21 protein-coding genes are annotated in these 26,104 nt (G+C 66.3%); 5 read left to right on the top strand and 16 right to left on the bottom strand.

Annotated elements, in window-relative coordinates; genetic code table 11:
• Nucleotides 1-43 precede the first annotated feature (43 nt).
• Entirely contained in the window at nucleotides 44-4,150 is a 4,107-nt protein-coding gene (locus AB3G31_RS00455) for a response regulator (RefSeq protein WP_367848281.1), read from the top strand.
• Nucleotides 4,151-4,195: 45 nt separating this feature from the next.
• Here AB3G31_RS00455 and AB3G31_RS00450 read toward each other — a convergent pair whose 3' ends face one another.
• Nucleotides 4,196-5,155, bottom strand: a complete 960-nt coding sequence (locus AB3G31_RS00450) for a recombination-associated protein RdgC (RefSeq protein WP_367848280.1) — start codon at nucleotides 5,153-5,155, stop codon at nucleotides 4,196-4,198.
• Between the two features lie 255 nt (nucleotides 5,156-5,410).
• Here AB3G31_RS00450 and AB3G31_RS00445 point away from each other — a divergent pair, with 255 nt between their 5' ends.
• Complete coding sequence (locus tag AB3G31_RS00445; RefSeq protein WP_367848279.1) at nucleotides 5,411-5,887, top strand: Spy/CpxP family protein refolding chaperone; 477 nt, start codon at nucleotides 5,411-5,413, stop codon at nucleotides 5,885-5,887.
• Nucleotides 5,888-5,900: 13 nt separating this feature from the next.
• Here AB3G31_RS00445 and AB3G31_RS00440 read toward each other — a convergent pair whose 3' ends face one another.
• The 7 genes from AB3G31_RS00440 to AB3G31_RS00410 all read right to left on the bottom strand — a co-directional run bounded on the left by AB3G31_RS00440 (nucleotide 5,901) and on the right by AB3G31_RS00410 (nucleotide 13,112).
• Nucleotides 5,901-6,266 (bottom strand): glutaredoxin, encoded by a 366-nt coding sequence (locus AB3G31_RS00440; RefSeq protein ID WP_367848278.1) that lies wholly within the window; start codon nucleotides 6,264-6,266, stop codon nucleotides 5,901-5,903.
• A 290-nt stretch (nucleotides 6,267-6,556) separates the two neighbouring features.
• Entirely contained in the window at nucleotides 6,557-7,351 is a 795-nt protein-coding gene (locus AB3G31_RS00435) for a siderophore-interacting protein (protein WP_367848277.1), read from the bottom strand.
• Complete coding sequence (locus AB3G31_RS00430; RefSeq protein WP_367848276.1) at nucleotides 7,352-7,972, bottom strand: PadR family transcriptional regulator; 621 nt, start codon at nucleotides 7,970-7,972, stop codon at nucleotides 7,352-7,354.
• A 158-nt stretch (nucleotides 7,973-8,130) separates the two neighbouring features.
• The gene (locus AB3G31_RS00425; protein WP_367848275.1) at nucleotides 8,131-9,492 is read right to left on the bottom strand and encodes an aldehyde dehydrogenase family protein; all 1,362 of its coding nucleotides are present in this window, start codon (nucleotides 9,490-9,492) and stop codon (nucleotides 8,131-8,133) included.
• Between the two features lie 125 nt (nucleotides 9,493-9,617).
• Entirely contained in the window at nucleotides 9,618-10,397 is a 780-nt protein-coding gene (locus AB3G31_RS00420) for a gamma-glutamyl-gamma-aminobutyrate hydrolase family protein (RefSeq protein WP_367848274.1), read from the bottom strand.
• Nucleotides 10,394-11,527, bottom strand: coding sequence for an iron-containing alcohol dehydrogenase (locus AB3G31_RS00415; RefSeq protein ID WP_367848273.1), 1,134 nt, complete (start codon nucleotides 11,525-11,527; stop codon nucleotides 10,394-10,396). Before AB3G31_RS00415 ends, AB3G31_RS00420 begins: the two co-directional genes overlap by 4 nt.
• 208 nt (nucleotides 11,528-11,735) lie before the next feature.
• Nucleotides 11,736-13,112, bottom strand: coding sequence for a glutamine synthetase family protein (locus AB3G31_RS00410; RefSeq protein ID WP_367848272.1), 1,377 nt, complete (start codon nucleotides 13,110-13,112; stop codon nucleotides 11,736-11,738).
• A gap of 295 nt (nucleotides 13,113-13,407) precedes the next feature.
• Here AB3G31_RS00410 and AB3G31_RS00405 point away from each other — a divergent pair, with 295 nt between their 5' ends.
• Together AB3G31_RS00405 and AB3G31_RS00400 are read left to right on the top strand one after the other, a co-directional pair.
• A complete protein-coding gene (locus tag AB3G31_RS00405; RefSeq protein WP_367848271.1) occupies nucleotides 13,408-14,877 on the top strand; it encodes an amino acid permease in 1,470 nt (489 codons plus the stop codon).
• A 15-nt stretch (nucleotides 14,878-14,892) separates the two neighbouring features.
• Complete coding sequence (locus AB3G31_RS00400; RefSeq protein ID WP_367848270.1) at nucleotides 14,893-15,618, top strand: phosphonate utilization associated transcriptional regulator; 726 nt, start codon at nucleotides 14,893-14,895, stop codon at nucleotides 15,616-15,618.
• Here AB3G31_RS00400 and AB3G31_RS00395 read toward each other — a convergent pair.
• Complete coding sequence (locus AB3G31_RS00395; protein WP_367848269.1) at nucleotides 15,583-16,956, bottom strand: tetratricopeptide repeat protein; 1,374 nt, start codon at nucleotides 16,954-16,956, stop codon at nucleotides 15,583-15,585. The genes AB3G31_RS00400 and AB3G31_RS00395 overlap by 36 nt on opposite strands.
• 120 nt (nucleotides 16,957-17,076) lie before the next feature.
• Here AB3G31_RS00395 and AB3G31_RS00390 point away from each other — a divergent pair, with 120 nt between their 5' ends.
• Nucleotides 17,077-18,063: an MDR family oxidoreductase gene (locus AB3G31_RS00390; protein ID WP_367848268.1), complete on the top strand. Its 987-nt coding sequence runs from the start codon at nucleotides 17,077-17,079 to the stop codon at nucleotides 18,061-18,063.
• A gap of 56 nt (nucleotides 18,064-18,119) precedes the next feature.
• Here the strand turns inward: AB3G31_RS00390 and AB3G31_RS00385 are convergent, their stop codons facing one another.
• From AB3G31_RS00385 to AB3G31_RS00355, 7 genes are all read right to left on the bottom strand, one after another.
• A complete protein-coding gene (locus AB3G31_RS00385; protein WP_367848267.1) occupies nucleotides 18,120-18,848 on the bottom strand; it encodes an SDR family NAD(P)-dependent oxidoreductase in 729 nt (242 codons plus the stop codon).
• A 36-nt stretch (nucleotides 18,849-18,884) separates the two neighbouring features.
• Complete coding sequence (locus AB3G31_RS00380; RefSeq protein WP_367848266.1) at nucleotides 18,885-19,535, bottom strand: ThuA domain-containing protein; 651 nt, start codon at nucleotides 19,533-19,535, stop codon at nucleotides 18,885-18,887.
• Entirely contained in the window at nucleotides 19,519-20,667 is a 1,149-nt protein-coding gene (locus AB3G31_RS00375; RefSeq protein WP_367848265.1) for a Gfo/Idh/MocA family protein, read from the bottom strand. Before AB3G31_RS00375 ends, AB3G31_RS00380 begins: the two co-directional genes overlap by 17 nt.
• Nucleotides 20,668-20,748: 81 nt before the next feature.
• The gene (locus AB3G31_RS00370) at nucleotides 20,749-23,142 is read right to left on the bottom strand and encodes a glycoside hydrolase family 3 N-terminal domain-containing protein (protein ID WP_367848264.1); all 2,394 of its coding nucleotides are present in this window, start codon (nucleotides 23,140-23,142) and stop codon (nucleotides 20,749-20,751) included.
• Nucleotides 23,143-23,167: 25 nt separating this feature from the next.
• The gene (locus AB3G31_RS00365) at nucleotides 23,168-24,292 is read right to left on the bottom strand and encodes an ABC transporter ATP-binding protein (protein WP_367848263.1); all 1,125 of its coding nucleotides are present in this window, start codon (nucleotides 24,290-24,292) and stop codon (nucleotides 23,168-23,170) included.
• Nucleotides 24,293-24,306: 14 nt separating this feature from the next.
• Complete coding sequence (locus tag AB3G31_RS00360) at nucleotides 24,307-25,173, bottom strand: carbohydrate ABC transporter permease (protein WP_367848262.1); 867 nt, start codon at nucleotides 25,171-25,173, stop codon at nucleotides 24,307-24,309.
• A gap of 1 nt (nucleotide 25,174) precedes the next feature.
• Nucleotides 25,175-26,101 (bottom strand): carbohydrate ABC transporter permease, encoded by a 927-nt coding sequence (locus AB3G31_RS00355; RefSeq protein WP_367848261.1) that lies wholly within the window; start codon nucleotides 26,099-26,101, stop codon nucleotides 25,175-25,177.
• Nucleotides 26,102-26,104 lie beyond the last annotated feature (3 nt).

Below are 26,104 nucleotides of genomic sequence, written 5' to 3'. Positions count from 1 at the left end.
ATACACTGGTTACCAAAAGATACAGCACCACACCCCAAACGCCATGGATGCATCTCCACCCGTTTCCAGCCTGACACCCGTGACCGAAGCCCTGTACAAGGGCCGCAGCAAGGTACGGCAACGGCGGGCGGACAGTGTGGCCATTGCGGTGGCGGTAGCGCTTGGCGCGGTGGTGGCAACGGCGCAATGGCACTGGAACAGCACCCGCGCCGACGCCGATCTGCAAACCGATGCCAGCAACCTGGCCGACAAGATCCACCAGGCCAGCACCCAAAGCAGCACCATGGCCACTGCCACCTTGATGGCCGCGGTGAGCTTCGACGTGAAGCAGGTGCTGATCGGCAACATCTCGGGCGACTATGGCCAGGTCTATACCGACTTCTCCACCCTGCTGCTGGCCCCCGGCACGCAAGATGTGTTGGTGCTCAACGCCAAAGGGTCGGTGCTGTCGGAGCTGAATCTGGACGGCGCCTCGCCCCTGCTGGGCAGCGAACAGGCCCGGCAGCCCTACTTCCAGCGGGCCCTGCTGGGCCAGCCGGTGCTCTACCCCACCACCGATGCCAGTGGCCAGCAACGCCGCCTGGTGTATGCCGCCCCGGTGCGTACCAGCACGGATGCCAGCAAACCGCCCAGCGGGGTCTATGTGGTGCAGACCAGTGCCGACACCCTGGACATGGTGCTGGCGCAGCGCGCAGCCCCGGCCCTGGTGGTGTCGCCGCAAGGCGTGGTGTTTGCCAGCAACCAGCCCGGTTGGCGCATGCAGACACTGCCCGGCGTCATTCCCTCCCCCCTGCCCCGGGCCGCCGCAGACGGCCAGTTCGGCAAAGCCGTGCTGGCCCCGCTGCCGTTCAGTCTGGACGGCAGCCATATGCGTTGGCCGGACCACCGCACCACCGTGGCCTGGCGCACGCTGGACTGGGACAACCGCGACGGCCCCTGGCAACTGCTGCTGCTGGAAGACCGCAACCTGTGGGCCGCCTTGCTGGCCCCCGCCCTGGCGGGTGGCGCGGTGCTGTTGTGCACCTTGCTGGGCTACTACGCCGTGTCACGCCGCAGCCTGGCGCGCCGCCACCTGGCCCAGCAGCGCCGCCAAAGCGATGCCGAACTGCGCCAGATGAACGAGGTGGTCCAGGCGGCCAGCCAGCGCATGCTGGACATCAGCGATGCCCTGCCCTGCGCCGTGTTCCAGATGAGCATGCAAAAAGACGGCACGCCACACTTCCACTTTGTCAGCAAGCCCATCCTGGCCCTGCTGGGGGTGAGCGCCGAGGCACAAATGGACAACCCGCGCGCCCATCTGACCTATGTCCATCCCAACGATCTGCCGCGGGTGCGGCAGGCGCTGCGCGAGGCATACATGGCGGCCGCCACCCCGTCAAACTTCCAGGACCTGGAGGCCACCGCCACCAACACGGAATCCCTGGCCTTGCGCTACCGGGTGCAGGTCCAGAACGAGGTGCGCTGGATCCAGCTCCGGGCCACCGGCGTGGTCCACGCCCATGACCCCGACACCCAGGTCTGGACCGGCTACTGGCTGGATGTCACCTCCAATATCCAGGCCCAGGAGACCCTGCAGGCCCGTGAGACCCAGCTGCGCACCGTGCTGGAATCGGCCCCCAGCGCGCTGATCATCCTCAGCGAGGATGGACGGGCGCTGTTTCACAACCGGCAGGCGCTGGCGGTCTTTCGCGTCACTGCAGAGCAGCTGAAGAAAAACGGCGTGCGCCATATGCACGCCAATCCCAGCGTGCCCAAGCGGGCGATCGAGGCCCTGCAACGCGATGGCAGCTTCAGCAACTGGGAGGTTGCCTACCACCGGGGGGATGGCACGCCGCTGTGGGTATCGATGTCGTGCAGCCTGGGCGAGTTTGCCGGCATGCGGGTGGGCTACACCTGGTTTGACGACATCACCAGCCGCAAGCTGGCCGCCGACGCATTGCAGGCCGCCAAGGAGGCCGCCGAGACCGCCGGCCAGGCCAAATCAGCCTTTTTGGCGAACATGAGCCACGAGATCCGCACCCCGATGAACACCATCATCGGCCTGTCCGAACTGGCCCTGAAAACCCCGCTCGACCCGCGCCAACGTGAGTACATCGACCGGGTGCAGATGTCGGGCAAGCACCTGCTGGGCATCATCAACGACATCCTGGACTTCTCGAAAATCGAGGCCAACAAGCTGCAGGTGGAACAGGTGCCGTTCGAGCTCGACGCCCTGCTCACCAATGTGGCCAACCTGGTCACCGAGAAGGCCAGCGCCAAGAATCTGGAACTGGTGTTCGACATCGCCCCCGATGTGCCGCCCTACCTGGTGGGCGACCCGCTGCGGCTGGGCCAGATTTTGGTCAACTTTGCCAACAACGCCGTCAAATTCACAGACACCGGCGAAATCGTGCTGGTCGCCCGGGTGCAGCAGCCCCAGCCAGGGGACTTGGCGGCCCACCAGATACAGCTGTACTTCGCCATCCGCGACACCGGCATCGGCCTGAGCCCTGCGCAGAGCGCGGCCTTGTTCCAGAGCTTCCACCAGGCCGACGCCTCCACCACCCGCAAATACGGCGGCACCGGACTGGGCCTGTCGATTTCCAAACGCTTGGCCGAGCTGATGGGCGGCGCGGTGGGCGTCGACAGCCAGCTTGGCCAGGGCAGCGTTTTCTGGTTTACCGCCACGGTGGGCGTGGGTCTGGCGGCCGAGCCTGACCCCACCCCTTTGACCGGCCTGCGCGCCCTGGTGGTCGATGACAACGCCATTGCCCGCAGCATTTTGGCTTTGATGCTGCAGGAGTACCAGTTCACGGTGGAGACCGTGGCCTCGGGCCCGCTGGCGCTGGACTACTTGCAAAGCCATGCCTGCGACATCGTGTTTCTGGACTGGCACATGCCCGAGATGGACGGCATCGCCACGGCTGCCGCCATCCAGGCCCTGGGCCTGCCGCAGGTGCCCAAGATGGTGATGGTCACCGCCTTTGGCGACGACGGGCTGCTGGAACAGAGCAAGTCGGTCGGCATCGCCACCGTGCTAGTCAAACCGGTGTTTGGCACCACCCTGCGCAACGCACTGGCCCGTGTGGGCCACGGCCCGGCCCGCAGCGCCACAGCGTCTGCGCCCAGCGACCTGTTTGCCCGCATGGCCACGCTGGCCGGGGCCCGCATCCTGCTGGTGGACGACAACGAATTCAACCAGTACGTGGGCACCGAGCTGCTGGCCTCGGCCGGGTTGGTGGCCGAGGTGGCCGAGAACGGCCAGGTGGCACTCGACAAGCTGGCCCGGGCCGACTTCGACCTGGTGCTGATGGACATGCAGATGCCGGTGATGGACGGCATCACCGCCACGCTGGCCATCCGCCACCAACCGCGGTTTGCCACCCTGCCCATCATCGCCATGACGGCCAACGTCATGCAGCACGACCGCGATGCCTGCCTCGCCGCCGGGATGGGCGACGTCATCACCAAGCCCATCGTGGCCGACCACCTGTGGAGCGTGCTGGCCAAATGGATTGCGCCGCGTGAAACCCGCACCCCACCGAGCCCCACCACAGCATCTGCCGACAGCGCCGAGGTGGCGCTGCCCGAACACATTCCTGGCCTGGACATGGCCGCGGGCCTGCGCCGCCTGAACGGCAACCGCAAGGCCTACCTGAACATGCTGCGCCTGTTTGTGCGCAACCAGCAAGCCACCCCGGCCCAGCTGCACGCCGCCCTGGCCCAGGCCGATTGGCCCACCGCCGAACGCATCGCCCACAGCGCCAAGGGCGTGGCCGGCAGCATTGGCGCCGAAGCCCTGCAAGCACAGGCCGGGGTGCTCGAATCCGCCCTGCACGCAGGTGCACCGCTGGAGCAGCTTCATCCCCTGGTTGCCGACGTCGAGCAACTGCTCAACACCCTGCTCCAGGCCCTGCAATCCCAGCTCGCCCCCGAGATCGCTCAGGCCACGGTGTCCGTCGACCCGGCGCAACTGCACACGGTGTGCACCCGGCTCGCCGAGCTGCTGACCCAGGACGACAGCGACGCCATCGCCCTGGTGGAAGACAACGCAGCCCTGCTGCATTCCGCCTTCCCCCAAGCCTATGCCGACATCGAACAGGCCTTGAAAGACTTTGCGTTTGATACCGCCTTGCAGGTGCTGCAGCGGCAGATGGTTGCTATGGTTTAAGTAGCTGCTTGTGCCGTCGGCATAAGCGCGGACGGCACTTTTGGCTTAAAACGGCGACTCGGCCAGATTCACTGGCTGCAGCGGTGCGGCATCGGGCTTGGTGCCCGCCTCACCCAGTGCCATCTCGCCGCCCAGGGCGAGCAACAGGTCGGGGATCATCTGGCGCATTTCGCCGGTGGCGATGGCCGCGTCGGCATCGAAGCCGTCTTCCTTTTCCTGCGAGGTGCCGTCGAACACGCCGTCCAGGAAAGTCACTTTTTTCACCTGCAGGCTCTCGGTGAGCACAAAGGACACGCGGCCCTCCCAGGTCATGGCCAGCTTGGTGGGCAGCTTGCCGTCGGCCACGTGCTGGCGCACTTCGTCGATGTCGAGCGCGTGGCGGGCGTATTTGACGACCGACTTGGATTCGTCGGCGGCCTTGAGTTCGCACTCGCGGTCGATGCTGAAACCGGCGGGTGGCTCCTGCGTGGTCAGCCAGTTGGCCATGGCCGTGGCGGGCGACAGGCTGGTGTTGATCTGCAGCACGGCAAAGCCGTCGATGGCCTTGACCAGGGCGGTGATCACCTCGTCGGCGCGGCCCTGGCTACCGGCATCCACCACCAGCACCAGGGCTGCGGGGTCAATCCACACCAGCACGGCGCCGCGCTTGGTGAAGGCCATGGGCAGCAAGGACAGTTTCACGTCTTCGCTCAGTTCCTTGCGTTCCTTTTTGCCGGGCTTGCGGCCGGTGGTGGCTTCGATCTGGGCCAGGCGCTCTTCCAGCTTGCGCTTGATCACCGAGCTGGGCACGGCCTTGCTCTCGAACATCAGCTTCAAAATCAGCTGGCCGCCCACCGACTCCAGCAGAGGGCCGTTGGCCACGCCACGCGGCTCGGTCCAGCCGACCGACATTTCCTGGCTGGCGCCGCACTCGGCAAAACGGTCTTTGTCCAGCGCCGTTTCGATCGCCAACAGGTCGGGAGCCCAGCCAGGGCCAATGCGGTACACCATCACATTTTTAAACACAGGAATTCTTTCTTCATGGGTAGGACTGGACGCAGCGCCCTCTGTGTCGCCCGCGGGGCGCACCGAGGGACTTGCGTCCAGTCCGGGTTGATTCTCAACAGCCAGCGATTGTCGCCGCTGGGCCATCGGTTCCAACTTTACAAAGGCCTATTGCGGGGCAATAGCGGCTTTACAAAGGGATTCCACACTTGCCTCCAACCTGTCGCCAATCCCGGCAGCAGGCGAAAGTCCTCATTATTTTTCAGGAGTTCGCACATGGCTTCCCCCCGTACACCGTTCAAGAGTCTTGTTTTAGCCGGCCTGTTGGCCACTTTGGGTGCCACCGCTTTTGCGGCCGACGCGCCCCCACCGCCAGCGGCCGGTATGGCCCACCACGACCCGGCCAAGATGCAGGAGCACATGCAAAAGCGCCAGGCAGCGCTGAAGGCTCAGCTGAAAATCACTCCCGCCCAGGAAGCCGCCTGGACCACCTTCACCGCCAGCATGCAGCCGCCGGCCCACGGCCCACGGCCTGACAAGGCCGCGTTTGAAAAGCTGACCACCCCCGAGCGCATCGACAAAATGCGCGCCATGCGGGCCGAGCGCGATGCCGAAATGGACAAGCGCGCCGATGCCACCAAGGCTTTCTACGCCGCTTTGACCCCCGAGCAGCAAAAGGTGTTTGACGCCCACGCCATGCCCCGCATGCACGGCGGCCCTGGCGACCACGAAGGCCGCCACCACAAGGGTTGATGCAACAGAAAGGCTAGCCGAGCATCTTGGCTAGCTCACCGGTCTGGATCAACCTTTCTAGATCGGTGCATCCGCCCACCAGCGTGCCCCGCACGAACACCATGGGCAAGGTGGGCCAGCCGGTCCACATCTTCAAAGCGCCACGCTCCCGCCACATGCTCAGATAGCTGCCGTACTCCAGGTAATGGTGCGGCACCCGTGCCGCATCCAGCGCCTTACGGGCCTTGCGCGGAAACGGATTGGCCCGCATCCCCACCACGACCACGGCATGCGCCGCCACGGCTGCCTGCACCTCTTGCACGATGGCCCGCTGCGAAGCGGCCACCTTGTCGCGGATGGCGGGGTGGATGCGGTCTTCTTCGAGGACGAAACGGGGCATCGGATTTCCTTGGAACTAAACCTGCAGCATAGCCCAGCCACGTCCCGGCAAAGCCTGTGGATAGTTTTTGCATAAGCAGACAGTTATCCACAGCTTGTATCGATCCGCCAAAGTTGTTCATATTGTGGCGACAGCAGAAAAGCAAGGTCACGCACAGCCGTCAAAATGGGCTAAGTCCTTGACCTGTAAGGCTTATCACAACTTATCCACATGCAGAGGCCATGCTTACTACTACTACTATTTGATTAATAGAAGTATTAGAAGAAGAGGCAAGCCAACTTTTCCCCAGATCAGGCCTCGATGGCATCGTGTGTGGCCGCGCTGCCCTGGCGCCAGTAACCTGCCGCCTTGGTCCATTGCGGCTGTACGCCACGTTCACCCACCAGGTGTGCCCGCAAGGCCTTGGCGGTGTGGGTTTCGCAGCCCACCCAGGCGTGGATGTCGCCGGGTGGCAAAGCCAGGGCGCGCAGGCGCTCCAGCAGCAGCGGCTGGCGGCCATGGGGCTGGCCCTGGCGGTGCACCCACACCACGGTGGCCTGGGCGGTGCTGGGCAGGGCTTGCTCGTCTTCAGGGCCATCTACTTCGATCAACACCAGCGCGGGGGCTCCGGCAGGCAGTTCGGCCAGGCGCCGGGCGATGGCGGGAATGGCGGTGTCGTCGCCGATGAGCAGGTGGCCGTCAAAGTCGGTCGGCAGTATGAAAGAGCCGCGCGGGCCGCCCACGCCCAGCACCTGGCCCACCTGGGCCTGCGCCGCCCAGGTGGTGGCCGGGCCGGCATCGTGCAGCGCGAAGTCGATCACCAGGGTAAGAGCTTGCGGGTCGAAGTGCTGCGGCGTGTAGTCGCGCATGGTGGGGCGCGGGCCGCCTTCGGCGCCGCCGGGCCATACCAGTGCGCCGGTCACCGGGTCGGGAAAGAAAACTTTCACGTGGTCGTCAAAACCCGGGCTGGTGAAGCCCGCCAGATCGGGCCCGCCCAGCGTGATGCGGACCATGTGGGGTGTGAGCTGCTGGGTGCGCACAACGCTCAGCTGGCGAAATTTCAGCTCGTGGCGGACGCGGGTGGCGGTGCGGTTGGGGGTGCTCACTCAGATTCTTTCCAGTTGTTGGGCGGCGTTGTCCAGAATCTGGGCAAAGGCATGGGCCTGTTCATCGGTCAGGGGGGCGCCGCCCAGGCGCATGCGGGCGGCCAGCTTGAAGTTTTCCAAAGCGCGCACCACCTGGGGCGGGCGGCCGGGGTGGGGTGCGTCGGCGTTGGCCATGCGCGACAGCAGGGCATCGGCTTCCACGCGGTTCTCGGCCAGAAAGGCCTGGCCTGCGTCGGTGATGCTGTAGAGCTTGCGGCCGCCACCGCTCTCGGCCATGGCGGTGTAGCCCAGCTCTTCCAGCAGGGTCAGCGTGGGGTAGATCACGCCCGGGCTGGGGCTGTAGCTGCCGCCCAGGCGGTCACCGATCTCCTTGATCAGCTCGTAGCCGTGGCGGGGCTTGTCGGCGATCAGCTGCAGCAGCACCAGGCGCAGGCCACCGTGGCCAAACACCCGGCCTGGCCCGCCACCGTGGCGACCGCCGCGCCCAGGGTGTTCACCGCCGGGGTGCGGATGCTCGCCACGCACGAGGTGGCCGTGGTGGTGCGGGTGGTGGTGTTCACCGCGGCCGCGGCAGGGGCCGCCGTGTTCTGGGTGTTCGCTGCGTTTTTCAAAATGGGGCATAGGTTCTTTCGATGTGATTTAGATACCATTACGATATATCTAAATTGGATCGAAAAGACCACCTGGCGGCAATAACCCTGCAAAGTCCGTGGGATATACGCTATTGTATAAATAGCTGCTTGCGCTTATGGAATAAGCGCAAGCGCCCGATTTGATACCTAAGCCTGGCGCAGATGCCAGGCCTTGGGCCGGGTGAAGGTCTGGATGCCGTAGGTCGACAGCGTCAGGCCCACACCCGAGTCGCCATGGCCGCTCCAGGGCAGGCGGGGGCTGACGCGGTCGCAACAGTTCCAGTAAACGCTACCGGCGTTCACCTGGGCCAGCAGGGCGCGGGCGCGGGCCTCGTCGGGGGTGAAGACGCCCGCCGTCAGGCCGTAGCGCGTGTCGTTCATCAGGGCCACCGCTTCGGCGTCGCTGGCCACCTTCTGGATGCCGATGACCGGGCCAAAGCTTTCCTCGCGCATCAGGTCCATGCTGTGGTCCACATCCACCAGCACGGTGGGGGCGAAGGTATTGCCTGGCAGGCGCGTGCCGCCGGTGAGCAGCTGCGCGCCCTTGGCCACGGCATCCGCCACCTGCGCGTCCAGCACCTCGAGCTGGGCGGCGCGGGTGATGGCACCGATGTAGGTACTGTCGTCCATCGGGTCGCCCACCTTGAAGCCGTGCACCGTGTCGACAAACGCGGCCACGAAGGCATCGAACACTTTCTCGTGCACGTAGATGCGCTCCACCGAGCAGCAGCTCTGGCCGGTGTTGTACATCGCGCCGTCGGCCAGGGAGGCGGCGGCGGTGGCGGGGTTGGCGTCGTCGCAGACGTAGGTGGGGTCCTTGCCGCCCAGTTCCAGTTGCAGCTTGACCATGCGCGGGCCCAGGGCCTGGGCGATCTTGGCGCCAGTGGCGTAGGAGCCGGTGAAAAACAGGCCGTCGATGCGCTGCGCCTGCAGGGCCGCACCCACCTCGCCGCCGCCCACGCACAGCGCCAGCACGTCGGCTGGCACACCTGCAGCGTGCAGCAGCCGAACAATGGCCATGCCGGTCAACGTGGCGAATTCAGACGGCTTGTACAGCACCGCGTTGCCGGTCAGCAGCGCGGGCAGGATGACGTTGCAGCCTACGAACCAGGGGTAGTTCCAGGCCGAGATGTTGGCCACCACGCCCAGCGGGATGTGCTGGATCTGCTCGGTCATGCCGCCCTCGGCCAACACGGTCTGGGTGGCGGTGCTGGCTGCCGCCTCGGCCAGGAAGAAGTCGATGCGGCCCAGCAAGCCGTTGAGCTCGTTGCGCGACATGCTGATGGGTTTGCCGGTCTCGGCCGTCATGGTGGCAGCCAGGGCCTCCAGCTCGGCCACCACGGCGGCGCGGAAGCGGGCCACGCAGGCCAGGCGCTGCGGCATCGGCGTGGCGGCCCAGGCGGGCTGGGCGGCGCGGGCGGCCTGGAATTTAGCGGCCACGCTGGCGGCATCGTCGGCGGGCACCTGGGTGATGTGCGTACCGGTGGCGGGGTTGTAGATGGTGAGCATGGGAGTCCTTGGGTTCACCCTCACCCCAACCCTCTCCCCGGCGGGGAGAGGGAGCAAGGCAGGGCTGCTGCATTCCTCCCTCTCCCGTGCGCGGGAGAGGGCCGGGGTGAGGGTGTATTTAAACGTTAACCGCGGTCCTTGGCGGCCTGCGCGGCGGCCAGAAAGTCGGTGAGCAAAGGGGTGTCGTCCAGCGTACCCAGGGCAGGCTGGTGGAATTCGGGGTGCCATTGCACGGCGGCCACATAGGCCGGGCCGGTGCTGCGGATGGCTTCGATCATGCCGTCGTCGGGGCTGCGGGCTTCCACCACAAAGCCCGGCGCCAGGTCCTTGATGGCCTGGTGGTGGATGCTATTGATTTGGTTGCTGCTTGCGCCCGCCAGCAGGGCGCTGAGCCGGGTTTCGGGCACGATTTCCAGTGCGTGGAAATGGTGGTCGTAGGCATCGGCATCGCGGTGCAGCACGGCTTCAGGGCGCTGGGTGGCGATGTCCTGGTACAGCGTGCCGCCAAAGGCCACGTTGATCAGCTGCAGGCCCCGGCATACGCCAAACACCGGCTTGCCCGCGGCCACGAAGGCGTGCACCAGGGCCTGCTCGTAGCCGTCGCGGATGCGGTCGCCGCTCCAGCGCTCCTGCAGCGGGGTTTCGCCGTAGCTGCCGGGCCACACGTCGGCCCCGCCGTGCAGCACCAGGCCGTCCAGCCAGTAGGCGTAGTCGCCATAGCCGATGTCGCCGCGCGCGGTATCCCCGGCGGGCGACGGCACCATCACCGGCAGCGCGCCGCCCGACATGATCCAGTGCGCCATGGACTGCTCGACGTACTGCAGTGTCTTTTTGGCAAACGCGGCGCGTGCCGGGTCGGGGTGCAAAAAGCAGGCGCTGATGCCGATCTTCAAACGGTCTTTCACATGGCCTCCAAAAACAGCGCCTCGAAATCGGCCGCTGTGCAGGGCCGCGGATTGGTCTGGTGGCACATGTCGGCGGTGGCAATCTCGACCAGGCGCGGCAGGTGCTCGGGGCGCACGCCAAAGTCGGCCAGCCGGGTGGTGATGCCCACATCCACCTTGAGCTGGCGCAGCCAGGAAATGAAGGCCGGGCCCCCGCCGTGCACCTTGCACACATGGGCCAGCTCGTCAAACTTGTGCGGCACCGCGCTGTAGTTCCAGGCCATCACGGTGTCGATCATCAGCGCATTGGCCAGGCCGTGGTGCAGGTCGCACACGGCGCCCAGGGCGTGGGCGCAGGAATGCACCGCGCCCAGGTCTTTCTGGAACCCAATCGCGCCCATCATCGAGGCCATCATCATGTCGGACCGGGCCTGCAGGTTGCCGGGCTCGCGCACTGCCGTGCGCAGGGCGGCCGCGGCAATGCGCGTGCCCTCCAGCGCAATGCCGTCGCACAGCGGGTGGTAGGCGGGCGAGAGGTAGCTTTCGATGTTGTGGGTGAGCGCATCCATGCCGGTGGCGGCGGTCACGTGGGCGGGCAGGCCCAGGGTGAGCTCGGGGTCGGCGAACACGGTTTTGGCCAAAATCTGGGCGCTGAACACCACGCGCTTGAGGTGCGTGTCGTTTTCGCTCACCACGCTGGAGCGGCCCACTTCCGAGCCGGTGCCCGAGGTGGTGGGCAGCGCCACAAAGTACGGCAGTGGCTGGGTGATGGGGCGCACCTGCGGGTGGTCCCACACGTATTCGAGGATGTCGCCGGGGTGCGTGGCGGGGATGCCCACCACCTTGGCCACGTCCAGCGCCGCACCGCCGCCAAAGCCGACCACGCAGTCGGCGTTATGGGCTTTGAAGGCTGCCGCACCGTCCATCACCTGGCTGCAGGTGGGGTTGCCAAACACGCCGCTGAACACCGCTACGTCGAGGCCCTGCAGATGGGTCAAAAATTCGGCCATCACCGGCAGTGCGGCCAGCGCCCGGTCGGTGACGATGAGCGGGCGTTTCAGGCCCAGGTCAAGAAGGTGCTGTGCCACGAGTTTGCGGGCACCGGGGCCGAACTGGATCGGCGTGGGGTAGGCGAAGTTTGCAATAGTCATGTTGTACAGACGAGGAATAGTTTGGGGTCGTGGTAGTTTTTAACGCACTTAGCAGGCAAAAAGCTTGCTGGCGGGCGTGCCTTCGCAGAACACCGCGGAACCGGCTTTGCCGGGCCGCTGGTGTTGCCCCCTGCGTGTCGTATTGGCTTTTCAAGCCAATACGAGGGGGGTTGGCGAAAGACGCGAAGCGCTGCAGCCTGGGGGTGTTTCATATAACTTCGAAGTAGCGTTTCATTTCCCAGTCGGTCACGGCATCGAGCCACTGACGCCATTCCCATTCGCGGGTGGCGGCAAAGTGGTCGACGAAAGTGTCGCCCAGCCAGTCGCGGGCCACCGTGGACTGCTGGAAATTGCGGGTGGTTTCGATCAGCGTGCGGGGCGCGCGGGCGATGTGCTCCGCACCACCGTTGGTGCCGGTGATGGGCGGGGCGGTGAGCTTGAGGCCTTTTTCCACCCCGTCCAGCCCGGCGGCGATCACCGCGGCCATAGCCAGGTAGGGGTTCACATCGGCCCCGGGGCAGCGGGTTTCCAGCCGGGTGGCCTTGGGGCTGCCGGCGATGACGCGGAAGCTGGCGGTGCGGTTGTCGAGGCCCCAGGTGGGTTTGACCGGCGCCCAGAAGCCATCGACCAGGCGCTTGTAGCTGTTGATGGTGGGCCAGATCATGGGGCCGAATTCCATCAGGCAGGCCACCTGCCCGGCCAGGTAGCTCTCGAACAGCGGGCTCATTTTGCGGGGGCTGCTGCCATCGAAAAACAGGTTATTTTTACCGTCGCTCAGGCTCTGGTGGATATGCCCACTGCAGCCTGGCATGTTCTGGTGCGGCTTGGCCATGAAGCTGGGCATGATGCCAAAGCGGGCGCCGATTTCCTTGGCCCCGGTCTTGAACAGAATCGCCCGGTCGGCCTGGGCCAGCGCTTCGCAAAAGCCGATGGCCACCTCGTACACGCCCGGCCCGGTTTCGGTGTGCAGGCCTTCGATGGGTACGCCAAAAGCCAGCATCTCGTCCATCAGCGCGTTGAAAAAGGGCCGGTTCTGGTTCATGCGCAACAGCGAATAGCCAAACATGCCGGGCGTCAGCGGCGTGGCGCCCACGCCTTTCTTGTCGGCCCAGGTTTGCGGTGTTTCCAGGAAGTTGAACCACTCGAACTCCATGCCGGTCATCACCTGGAAACCCATTTTCTCGGCACGTTTCAGGACGCGCTTTAACGTTTGGCGCGGGCACAACGGATGCGGGCTGCCATCGGCCAGCACAAATTCGCCCAGGAAGAACGGCACCTGGCTGTCCCAGGGCACATTGCGGGCGGTGTCCAGGTCGAGCCGGGCCAGCGCGTCGGGGAAGCCGTGCTGCCAGCCGGTGACGGTGGTGTTGTCGTAGCAGGTGTCCAGCATGTCCCAGCCCAGCACCACATCGCAAAAGCCGAAGCCGCCCGCCGGATACGGCTCGGCTGCGCCCATGAATTTGTCGATGTGCAGGTACTTGCCGCGCAGCACGCCGTCGATGTCGGCCACCGCGACTTTCACCTTGGCGGCACCGGAGGTCTGCAGCGCGGCCAGGGCCGGGTGCAGGGGAGAAGTTGTTGCCATCTTGTCTCTCGCTGTATTTTTAGTCCATGCATTCAAACGCGTCGCACTGTGCTTGTCAATTCTCGATTTGGTAGATTGTTAACAATCAGCAATAGGTCTTGCCTCGGCGGCGTTTCGCGGTTACACCGCCAAAGCAGTTTCCATCGTCTCGCGCTTTCGCGCCCTCAAGAGCAGGCATGGGATGTGCATGTGTTCATTTTCCATTCATCAGGACTTACGCAGGTTCCCCCTGTAAGCCCGAAGGGCGCTACAGGGGCGCTGCATAAGTCCTATCCCTACTTTTGAGAGGTATTTGATGTCACTATCGCCCCAACAGGTTGCCGACGATGCCAGCGTGCTGCAAAGCATGGGCTACAAGCAAGAGCTGTCGCGCACGATGAAGCCGTTCTCCAACTTCGCGATTTCCTTCTCCATCATTTGTATTTTGTCGGGTGGCATCAACTCGCTGTCGCAGGCCATTTCGGGCGTGGGCGGCGCGGCCATCGGCATCGGTTGGTTGGTGGGCAGCGCCATCAGCCTGGTGTTTGCGCTGGGCATGGCGCAGATCGGCTCGGCCTTTCCCACCGCCGGGGGGCTGTACCACTGGAGCTCGATCCTGGGCGGGCGCGGCTGGGGCTGGCTGACCGCCTGGCTGAACCTGCTGGGCCTGGTGACGGTGCTGGGCGCCATCAACGTGGGCACCTTCTACTTCTTTATCGGTGCGTTTGGCACCAGCTTGGGGTGGGAGCCGACCTTTGCCACCCAGGCCGCGTTTGTCATTGGCATCACCGCGCTGCAGGCCCTGGCCAACCATGTGGGCATCAAGCTGACGGCGTTTCTGACCGACATCAGCGGCTACCTGATCTTTGCCACGGCCATCGGCCTGACGGTGGCGCTGCTGGCCTACGCCCCCAGTTTTGACCTGTCGCGCCTGTTCACCTTCAAGAACTACAGCGGCGACGCGGGCGGCGGTGTCTGGCCTGCCACCCAAAGCATGTGGATGCTGTTCGGCCTGGGCCTGCTGCTGCCCATCTACACCATCACCGGCTTTGACGCGTCGGCCCACACGGCCGAGGAAACCATGGGCGCCTCCAGTGCCGTGCCCAAGGGCATCGTCACCTCGGTGCTGTACTCCTCGCTGTTTGGCTACCTGATGCTGTGCGCGTTTGTGATCGCCATCCCCGACATGGACAAGGCCGCGGCTTCGGGCGGCAACGTGTTTTTCGGCACCATGGATGCCGTGCTGCCAGCGGGTCTGAAAAATGTCTTGTACTGGGCCATCACCGCCTCGCAATTCCTCTGCGGCCTGGCCACCGTCACCTCGGCCTCGCGGATGATTTTTGCCTTTGCCCGCGACGGCGGCCTGCCCGCCTCCAACGCGCTGAAAACCGTGCACGCCACGCTCAAGTCGCCCGTGGCCGCCATCTGGACGGCCTGCACCATCGCCGTGCTGTTCACCCTGTACACCCCTGCCTACACCACCATCGTGTCGGTCACAGTGATCTTCATCTTCATCTCTTACGGCCTGCCGATCGGGCTGGGTGGCCTGGCCTACGGCAGCAGCTGGACCAAGATGGGGCCATGGAATATGGGCCCGGTGTTCCGCCTGGTGGCTTTGCTGGTGAGCTTAAGCGCCGCGCTGATCCTGTTCCTGGGCGTGCAGCCGCCCAACGACGCGGCCTTGCAGATCACGCTGGCCTTTTTGGCACTGACGGCGGTGGTCTGGTTTGGCTTCGAACGCCGCCGTTTCAAGGGTCCTCCCGTGGCGTCGATGACCGCAAAGTAGATTAAATTCCGGGGTATGCCTGCTGCGCCCCACCCCACCATCGCCCTGCTCCAAACCAGCTCCCTCACCAGTGTGGTGCAGCAGGAGCTGGAACGGGCGATTCTGGTGGGCGAGTACCCGCCCGGTAGCAAGCTGATCGAAGCCGCGCTGGCCCTCAAACTGGGGGTGTCGCGCGGCCCGGTGCGCGAGGCCTTTCGCATGCTCGAAGAAGGCGGCCTGCTGCGGGTCGAGAAGAACCGGGGCGTGTTCGTGCGCGACATCCCCACCGCAGAAGCCATCGAAATCTTTGACCTGCGCGCCACCCTGGACGAGCTGGTGGGCCGCCAGCTGGCGGTGCACATCACGGTGGCGCAGCTCAAGGAAATCAAGGCCCTGGTGGCCGACATGGAGCGCCAGGTCAAGGCCCAGGACGCCTACCACTACCACCTGCTGAACCTCAAGTTCCACGACCGCCTGGTCGAGCTGGCGGGCAACCGCAAGCTCACCGAGATCTACCGCAAGCTGATCAAGGAACTGTCGCTGTTTCGCCGCCTGAACCTGGCCGACAGCTGGCTCATGCCCATCACCGCCCACGAGCACCGCCCCATCATTGCCGCCATTGCTTCCGGTGACCCGGATGCCGCCGGGCGCGCCATGTTCGAGCACGCCATGGACAGCAAAAACCGCACTATCGCCAACGAGCTGCAACGCGCCGTGGCCGTACCGCTACCGGCCAAGACGCCGCGCCGCAAACGCGTGTAGTTCCGCCGCCACGGCTTGCACCACCGGCCCCCAGCCACCCCCCGCCGGTTGGCGAAACAGGCGCACCGCACCCGGGTACCACGGCGAATCGGACCGCTCAGTCAGCCAGCGCCAGTCGGGCAGGTAGTCGGGCAACAGCACCCAGCACGGCTTGCCCAGGGCGCCCGCCAGGTGGGCCACCGCGGTGTCTACACTGATCACCAGATCCAGCTGCGCCACGATGGCCGCGGTGTCGGCAAAGTCGTGGATCTGCGCGCCCAGCGCCGTGGCGACCCAGGGCGCAGACTCGTCCTCGCCCGCGCCCTTTTGCAGGCTGATGAAGCCGATGCCCGCCACGGCGGCCAGCGGCGCCAGCGTGTCCAGGTGGGGCAGCGAGCGCTCGGCATCGTTCTCAAACCGCGGGTTGCCTTTCCACACCAGGCCGACGCGTAGGCCGGTCGGCAAACGTGGTGCCCAGGCGGCCAGCAGCGCGGTTTCCGCGTGCAGGTAGGGCAAGGTGGCGGGCAGGTTGTCCAGCCGCGTCTGGCACAGTGCAGGCAGGCTCAGCAGCGGGGTCCAGCAGTCGAAGGCGTCGTTGGATGGCAGGTCTTCGTCAAAGCCCACCAGCGCGTCCACGCCCGGCAGCGTGGCCAGCAGGCGCTTCAGCGGTGGGTGGCACAGCAGGGTGACACGCCCGGCCCCGCGCGCCTTCAGCTCCGCGCAGTAGCGGCCAAACTGCAGCATGTCGCCATGCCCGGCCTCAAAGCCCACCAGCACCGAGCGGCCCGCCAGCGGCTCGCCCTGCCAGCGCGGGCAGGCCATACGCAGCGCCAGGGCGGCGTACCAGTCGCGCGCCTCGAACTGTGCCCAGCCTTCCTCCCATCGCCCCTGGCGCAGCAGCAGATAGGCCAGGTTGAAGCGGGCCTTGGCGTGGCCCGGCGCAAGAAAGATGGCCTCGCGGCAGGCTTCTTCGGATTCCAGCTCCAGCCCCATGCGGGCGTACACCGCGCCCAGGTTGCACCAGGTGGCGGGGTCGTCGCGCCGCAGCCGCAGCGCCTGGGCGCAGGCCAGCTCCGCATCGTCGAGCTGGCGCAGCAGCAGCAGCACCCCGGCCAGGTTCACCCAGGTCTGCGGCAGCGTGGGGTTGTGGGCCAGCGACGTGCGGTAGCTGTCGGCCGCCTCGGCCAGCGCGCCGCGGGCCTCCAGCGCCAGCCCCAGGTTGGCATGCGCCTCGGCCAGGGTGGGGGCCAGGGCCAGTGCCGCCCGCAGGCAGCTTTCGGCCCCCACGGCGTCGCCCGCAGTGAGCCGCTGGGTGCCGTCGAAGAACAGCGCTTCGGCATCGGGTAAAGGTTTTGCCATCGGGGTATTCTCGACTTTCCAGGCCGTTGGGGCGCAGTCCTAAAAGCATAGCTGCTCACGCTGATGGGATAAGCGACAGAGGCCCATTTGGCTTAAAACCGATTTTCAGGAGACACCCCCATGTTCACAGGCATTCTGGTCACCAAGGACGACGCGGGCTACCGCGCCACGCTGCAGCCGATCGACGAAACCCAGCTGGGCGAACCCGCCGTTGGCGATGTCACCGTGCGGGTGGAATGGTCCACCCTCAACTACAAGGACGGCCTGGCCCTCACCGGCGCATCGCCCGTGGTGCGGCGCTTCCCGCTGGTGCCGGGCATCGACTTTGCGGGTACGGTCACGCACAGTGCGCACCCCGCCTGGAAGCCTGGCGATAAAGTGATTTTGAACGGCTGGGGCGTGGGCGAAAGCCATAACGGCGGCCTGGCCCAGCAGGCGCGTGTGCCTGGCGACTGGCTGGTGGCCCTGCCTCCGGCCTTCACCACCCGCCAGGCCATGGCCATCGGCACAGCGGGCTACACCGCCATGCTGTGCGTGCTGGCGCTGGAAAAGCACGGCATCCGCCCGGCGGACGGCGAAGTTTTGGTCACCGGGGCCAATGGCGGCGTGGGCAGCGTGGCCATCGCCCTGCTGGCGAAACTGGGCTACACCGTGGTGGCCAGCACCGGCCGCCCGGCCGAGGCCGACTACCTGCGCGCCCTGGGCGCCACCAGCATCATCGACCGGGCCGAGCTCAGCACCCCCGGCAAACCGCTGGGCAAGGAGCGCTGGGCGGGTGTGGTCGATGCCGTGGGCAGCCACACCCTGGCCAATGCCTGCGCCACCACCCGCCGCGCCGGGGCGGTGGCGGCCTGCGGGCTGGCGGGCGGCATGGACTTCCCGGCCAGCGTGGCCCCGTTCATCCTGCGCGGCATCACGCTGTACGGTATCGACAGCGTGATGTGCCCCCTGCCCCTGCGCCAGCAGGCCTGGCAGCGCCTGGCGCACGACCTGGACGTAAGCAAGCTGGAGTCCATGACCCGCGAGATCGGCCTGGACCAGGCCGTGGCCACCGGGGCCGCGCTGCTCCAAGGCAGCGTGCGCGGGCGGGTGGTAGTGAAGCTATAAAAACAGGAGCTGCCTACGCTGATGGAATAAGCGCTAGCGGCCTAAAACGCTTACATTCAGCGCCAGCCGGCATCCACCCAGTAGTTGTGCCCGGTGCACATGCGTGCGTCACCCGAGGCCAGGAACAGCGCCATGGCGGCGATGTCGCTGGGCTGGATGCGCTCTTTCAGGCACTGGGCGGCGATGATGGCGGCCTCGCCTTCGGGGGTGTACCACTGGGCCTGGCGCGGGGTTTCCACGTTGCCGGGCAGGATGCAGTTGACGCGGATGCGCTGCTGGCCCAGCTCGCGGGCCAGGGCCCGGGTCATGCCTTCGATACCGGCCTTGGCGGTTTCGTACAGCACCAGGTTCTCCAGCCCCAGGTGCCAGGCGATGGAGCCAAAGTTGATGATGGAGCCGCCGCCGCGCGCCTGCATGCCCTCCACCACCGCCTGGGCGCAAAACAGCAGGTGGCGCAGGTTGACCCCGATGCGGTCGTCAAAGTAGGCGGGGGTGACCTGGGCCAGCGTGTGGCGGTCGTCGTTGCCCGCGTTGTTGACCAGCACGTCCAGCGGGCCTATGGCCGCAAAGGTGCGGGCGATGGCCTCGGTGTCCTGCAGGTCGCACAAATGGAAAGTGGCCGACTCGGGGGCCACCGCCGGTGCCATGCGGTCCAGAAAGTGCACCTCGCAGCCCTGGCGCACAAAGGCCGTGACCAGCCCGGCACCGATGCCGCTGGCACCGCCGGTAATGGCCACGCGCTGGCCCGCCAGGCTGGGGTAGAGGGTGTGGGATGGAGTGGTCATGGTAAGGGGAAGGCTGAGGTAAGTTCGACAGTCTAACTAACGCGCGGCCCAACGCATACCCCTGTCCAGGATGGTGCGCATCTGGGGCACGTCAAACTCTTTGGCCACATGGCCCAGGGCGCTGTAGAAGACCCGGCCCGCGCCGTGGCGGCGCTTCCACACCACCGGCATCACCGTGCCGTCAATCCACGGCGCGTGCGCCGCCGAAAAGGTGGTGGTGGCCAGCACCTGGTTGGACGGATCGACGTGCATGTAGTACTGCTCGGAGTGGTAGTCGAAGTCTTCTATGCCCGCCACCACCGGGTCGTCGCCCCCGCAGATGTGCACCCGGTAGTCGATCACGTTGCCCGGGTGGGCCACCCACTGCCCGCCGGTCATGAACTGGTATTCCACCGACTCGCGAAAGGCATCGCCCATGCCGCCGTGGAACCCGGCCAGCCCCACGCCGGACTGCACCGCCTGGGTCAGGTTCTGTACCGCTTCCTTGCTGATCTGGGACATGGTGCAGATGGGCACCACCAGGCTCAGCTGGGCTAGCGCGGGGTCGGCAAAGGCCTCGGGCGAGGTTTCCACCCGCACCTTGAAACCGGCCTGGGCCAGCATGTCGGCGACGATGGCGGCGCATTGTTCGGGTTCGTGGCCGTTCCAGCCACACCAGACGATCAGGGCATTACGCGTGTTCTGCATGTGCAAATCTCCAGGAGGCAGTGGTTTGGCTGACGGTGTGCAGGGTGGGCAGCATGGGCGGGCGCTCGGGGCGGCTGGCAATGGGCACGTGGCGGCCCGTGTCGCTTGAGATCTGGAACGCCTCCATCACCTCCAGTACGTGCAGGGCCAGCGCGCCGGAGGCCCGGTGGGGCCGGTCGGCGCGGATGGCATGGGCCATGTCGGCCACGCCGATGCTGCGCAGCGTGCCGTCGGCCCAGCCGTGCTCGGTGGGTAGGGCCTGCCAGTCTTCACCGGGGCGGGCCAGCTCGATCTGGCCGCCAAAGTGGTTGGGGTCGGGCACCAGCAGGCTGGCCTCGGTGCCGTATAGCTCGATGGGGCTGTGGCGGTGCCGGGGCACATCGAAGCTGGTGGCCATGGACACCACCGCGCCCGACGCAAATTCCAGCGTGCCCGCCACGTGCGTGGCCACCTCTACCTCTATCAAGCTGCCATTCAATGGTTCGCTGGTGATGCGCCGCTGGCTGCGGGCGCGCAGGGTGCTGCCCGAGACGCGCGCCACCGGCCCGACCAGGTTGACCAGGGCGGTGATGTAGTACGGCCCCATGTCCAGCATCGGCCCGCCGCCCTGGGCGTAGTAGAAGGCCGGGTTGGGGTGCCAGCGCTCGTGGCCGGGGCACAGGAAAAATGCGGTGCCCGCTACCGGCTGGCCGATAGCCCCGGCATCCACCAGCTTGCGGCAGGTTTGCTGCGCACCGCCCAAAAAGGTGTCGGGCGCGCAGCCCACCCGCAGGCCGCGCGCGTCCGCCAGTGCCAGCAGGCTGCGCGCCTGGGCCGTGGTGGTCCCCAGCGGTTTTTCAGAGTAGACATGCTTGCCTGCGTGCAGCACCTGCAGGCCTACCTCCACGTGCGCGGCGGGGATGGTCAGGTTGACGATGATGTCAATCGCCGGGTCGGCCAGCAGGGCCTCTACCGTGCGGCAGGGCACGCCAAACTCCGTGGCCCGGGCCTGCGCCGCCGGGGCGTGCAGGTCGGCCACGCCGCGGATGTCCAGGATGGGGAAGTTCGTTGCGCCCTGCAAATACGCCGCGCTGATGTTGCCGCAGCCGATGATGCCTATGCCTACTTTCTCGACTGTGTCGTGGTGTTCCATGCGTTTCGTCTTTCAGTTAATGACTATGGTTTTAATAGCTGCTTGTGCTGGATTCATAAGCACAGGCAGCCGATTTCATGCTCAAGCTTCCAGGTGGACGCTGCAGCTGCTTTCCATGCGCCAGTCGCGGCCCAGCATGCGGGGGGCGTTGCCCAGAACCTGCACGGCGGTGGTCAGCGGGGTGTCGGCACTCGATGGGCCGACCATCACGTCGAACCAGCCCGGCTCCACGCAGCGTTGGCCAGTGGGGTGGGTGAAGCACAGCATGTCCACCGGCACGCTAAAAGATAGCCGCGCCACCTGCCCCGCCGCCAGTTCCACGCGCTGAAAAGCCTTGAGCTCTTTCACCGGCCGCACCACCGAGGCCAGCCGGTCGCGCACATACAGCTGCACCACCGCCACGCCGGGGCGGTTGCCGGTATTGGCCACCTCGCACTGCACGCGGACGTCCCCGTCGGCAAGCTCCACCGCGTCGCTCTCCAGCTCCAGATGGCGGTAGGCAAACGGGGTGTAGCCCAGGCCGTGGCCAAACGGGTAGCGGCTGCCGAAATGGAAGGCGATGGGCGTGCCGCCGCTTTTCAGCGCATGGTTGTAAAAGTACGGCATGGCCCCGGCGCTATGGGGTACCGATACCGTCATGCGGCCCGACGGCTCCTGCAGCCCGGCCAGCACCTCGGCCAGTGCCGTGCCGCCCTCTTGCCCGCCCGCAAAAGCCATCAGGTAGGCGGCCACGCGGCTCTCCAGCCCGCCCAGGTGGTAGGGCCGCCCGGCCATCATGACCACCACGGTGGGTGTGCCAGTGGCCACGATGCGCTCCAGCAGCGCTTGCTGCACGCCGGGCAGGCTCAGCGAATCGGTGTCCGAGCCTTCGCTGACGGTGCCGGTCTGGAACAGGCCCGCCAGGTCGCCCACGCAGACGATGGCCACGTCGGCGGCCTGCGCGCAGGCCACGGCCTCCTCCATGCCGTCGGTGCGCCGGGACACGGGCGACACCCGTTCCACCCCGGCGGGGGCCACATCGCCGGGGAATACGGGCGCACCGCTGCGCCGCTGTTCCAGGATCGCGCAGCCCTGGGCGTAGTGCACATGGGCCGCGCCAAACACCGCCTGCAGGCCTTGCAGCGGGGTGACGATGTGGGCTGTGCCCTCGGTCTTGTCTTGCAGGATCAGGTGGGCCGGAAAGCTGTAGCCGCTGAGCAAGGCCATGGGGTCGGCGGCGGTGGGGCCGATCAGTGCGATCTGGGGTTTTTTGGATGGCTGCAGCGGCAGGATGCCGTTGTTCTCCAGCAGCACGATGGACTGGCGGGCCACGTCCAGCGCGGCCTGCCGCGCCGCCGGTTGGCGCAGGGGGACAAAGGGTTTGTCTGCGAAGTCGCGCTCGAACAGGCCCAGGCGGAATTTCTCGGTCAGCACCCGCGAGACGATTTCATCCACTTTGGCCATCGTCAGCAGGCCGCGCTCCAGGGCCGTGGCCAGGTGCTGGGCGCAGTCGTCGCCGGGCAGCTCCATGTCCAGCCCGGCGTTGAAGGCCAGCGCCGCCGCCTCAGCTGCGTCGCGGGCCACGCCGTGGTGCTGGTACAGCAGGCTTACGCCCACGTAGTCGGCCACCACCAGGCCGTCAAAGCCCCACTGCGTGCGCAGCACCTCGGTAAGCAAATGCGCGGAGGCGTGCACCGGCTCGCCGTCGATGTCGTGGTAGGCGGGCATCACCGAGCCCGCATCCGCCTGCTTGACGGCCATCTCGAACGGCAGCAAAAACGTGTCGTTCAGTGCCCGCCAACCCAGGTGCACCGGCGCGTGGTTGCGCGCGCCTTCGCTGGCCGAGTGGCCGACAAAATGCTTCAGCGTGGCCAGCACATCGCGCTGCGGGCCTTGCAGGCCGCGCACGTAGCGGGTGGCGAGCACGCCGACCAGGTACGGGTCTTCGCCCAGGGTTTCTTCGGTGCGGCCCCAGCGCACATCGCGCGACACATCCAGCACCGGGGCCAGCCCCTGCTGGCAGCCCACGGCGCGGCATTCCAGGCCGATCTGCGTGCCTACCTGCTCGACCAACGCGGGGTTCCAGGTGGCGCTCATCGCCAGGGCCGACGGGAACAGCGTGCCGTCGCGGGTCATCAGGCCCACCAGGCATTCTTCGTGCGCAATGGCCGGAATGCCCAGCCGGGTTTCAAAGCGCAAGGCGCGCTGCAGCTTGTTCAGTGCCCGCAGGCCGCTGGCCGCATCCACGCCGTGGGTGCCCAGCGGGCGCGTGATCTGGCCCAGGCCGTGGGCCAGGCGGCGGCGCACCTCGGCGGGGTCGCTGCGGCCAATGAAGGCCTCGCCGGGCCGCACCTGGTGCTCGCCGTCTTCGGACAGCACCAGCCAGAAGGCGTGCATCTGGGCGGTCTTTTCGGCCAGCGTCATGCGGGCCAGCAGGTCGGCGACGCGCTGGGGGATGGGCTGCAGGGGGTCTAGGTAGAGCGGTGTGGTGGACATGGTGGGGGCTGGGGGAAGGTGAAAATCAGTGCGCGGCAATGGCAAAGCTGGCATCGTCGAACAGGTGGTAGGCATCGGCGGGTACGGTGAACGGCGTGCGCTCGCCCGCCACGGCCGCGCTGCGCCCGGGCACTTTGGCAATCAGCGCCTCGCCCGGCAGGCCTTCGAGGTACACGTAGCTGTACTCGCCGAAATGCTCCACCTGCTGCACCGTGCGCAGCAGGGTGGCACTGCCTGTTGCGCCGGGTTCGAGGTGCTCAGGGCGGATGCCCAGGGTGACGCGGGCACCGGGTGCCACATTGCGGCCCTGGCGCGGCAGTTGCAGGCGCTCGCCGCCCGCGTGGGCATCGGTTTGCAGCGTCAGCGTGTCGGCGTCCACCGCCTGCACGGTGGCGGGCAGAAAGTTCATGCGCGGCGAGCCCAGAAAGCTGGCCACGAACATGTCGCGCGGGTGGTGGTACAGCTCCAGCGGCGCGCCCACCTGGGCGATGCTGCCGTGCTGCAGCATGCCTTCGCCAGCGCGCAGCAGCACGATCTTGTCGGCCAGGGCCATGGCTTCGGTCTGGTCGTGGGTGACGTAGACGGCGCTGGCGCGCTGGAAGTCGCGGTGCAGCCGGGCGATCTCGGTGCGCATGTGCACGCGCAGCGCGGCATCCAGGTTGGACAGCGGCTCGTCAAACAAAAACACATTCGGGCGGCGCACGATGGCCCGGCCAATCGCCACCCGCTGGCGCTGCCCGCCCGACAGGGCCTTGGGCAGGCGGTCCAGCATGTGGGTGATCTGCAGCACCTCGGCGGCCTGGCTCACGCGGCGGTGGATTTCGGCCTTGTCCACCCGGGCCTGGCGCAGGCCGAAGGCCATGTTTTCGTAGAGGCTCATGTGCGGGTACAGCGCGTAGTTCTGGAACACCATGGCCACCTCGCGCTCGGCGGGCGGCACATCGTTCATGTGCACGCCGCCGATGTGCAAGGCCCCGGCGGTGATGGACTCGATACCGGCAATCATGCGCAGCAGGGTGGACTTGCCGCAGCCCGAGGGCCCGAGGAACACGCAGAACTCGCCCGCGGCGATGTCCAGGTCCACATCGCGGATGACTTGCACGCTGCCCAGGTAACTTTTCTGGATGGATTGGAGGGTGATTTGGGTCATGTTGTCTCTCTGTGTCAGCCTTTGAGGGAACCGGCCATCATTCCCTTGACGATGCGCTCCTGGCCAAAGGCGTAGGCCACGATCAGCGGCAGCGAGGTCAGCGTCACCACCGCCAGCATGGCCGGGATGTTGGAGGCGTATTCGCCCTGGAAATCCCACAGCGCCAGCGGCAGGGTGCGGTTGGATTTGGACGAGGTGAGCACATAGGCGAAGATGAATTCGTTCCACAGCCCGATGCCGTTGTAGATGGCCACCGTGGCCAGGCCCGGGCCGGACAGCGGGAAGAACACCTTCCAGAAGATGGCAAACGGCCCGCAACCATCAAGCTTGGCGGCCTCTTCCAGTTCGCGCGGAATCTGCCGCATGAACTCGGTCAGGATGAAGATCGACACCGGCAGGCTGGTGGCCACATACGGGCCGATCAGCGCAAACGGCGTGTCGTACAGGCCCAGGCTGCGCGTCAGCAGGTAGATGGGCACCAGGGTGATGTGGATGGGCACGATCATGCAGGCTACGATCAGGCCAAACAGCGGCTTGTTGAAGCGAAACTCCAGCCGCGCCAGGGCGTAGGCCGCCATGGCGCTGGCCGCCAGAATCAGCATGATGGACAGGCCCACCACAAACACGCTGTTGCGCAGGTACACCAGGATGCCGCCCTGCAGCACCGCCGCGTAGTGGCTCCAGTCGATCTGCCGGGGCAGCGCCCACACCGGGCTGTCAAAGGTTTCCTCTTGCGACTTGAGGCTGGTAAACACCACGAACAGCAGCGGCAGCAGCGTCACCACCAGCCACACGGTGGCCAGCAGTTGGACCAGGCTGCGCACACCAACGGCGCGCACCTTGGGGTAGGCCAGGGCCGGTTTGGTAGTTACGGTTTGCATGTCACACCTGTGTTTCAAAGCGCCGCGTCAGGCGCATGCCGAACCCGGCAATCAGCGTCACCACCAGGAACATGGCAGACGCAATGGTGCTGCCGTAGCCCAGCTGGAACGAGGCAAATACCGTGCGGTACATGTAGGTGGCCATGACCTCGGAAGAGCCGTCGGGCCCGCCGCCGGTCATTACGTAGATCAGGTCGAAATAGCGCAGCGAGCCAATGACCGACAGCATGGCCGCGGTGCGGATGGTGCCCTGCAGGTGCGGCATCTTGATGCGCCAGAAGATGGTGGCGGGCGTGGCCCGGTCCAGCGTGGCGGCCTCGTGCAGCTCGGGCGGAAAAGAGGCCAGCCCGGCCAGAAACAGGATCATGTAGAAGGGCACGTTCTGCCAGCAGATGACGGCAATTACGCTGCCCAGGGCATAGCGCTTGTCGCCCAGCCAGTCCTGCGCCAGCGCGTCCAGCCCCAGGGCGTGCAGCCCGGCATTGATGGGACCGAAGTTGGGGTCCAGGATGTTCTTGAACACCACCCCCACCGCCACGCTGGAGAACAGCAGCGGCAGAAAGTACAGGATCTTCAAGATGCGCGAGCCGCGGCTGGCCTTGTCCAACATCAGCGCCAGGGCCATGGCGATGGGCAGCTGCACCAGCACCGACATCAGGCCCAGCAGCAGGTTGTTGCCCAGCGCGTGCCAGAACACTGTGTCGTGCAGCAGCTGCACCCAGTTGTCGGTGCCGGTGAAGATACCGTTGGCCCCCAGGCCGTTCCATTTCAGCAGCGACAGGTGGAAGCTCTCCAGCAGCGGGTACAGCAAAAACAGCAGCAGCAGCGCCACCGACGGTGCCAGAAAGAACACCGGGGCCCAGCGGGCCGCCAGGTGCCTGCGCCGCCGGGCAACCGGCAACGCCAGGGAGATCGAGGAACTGGTCATGGC

It is taken from the genome of Rhodoferax sp. WC2427, assembly GCF_040822085.1.
Taxonomy (GTDB): domain Bacteria; phylum Pseudomonadota; class Gammaproteobacteria; order Burkholderiales; family Burkholderiaceae_C; genus Rhodoferax_B.
This window is presented reverse-complemented; position numbering and strand designations above follow the sequence as displayed.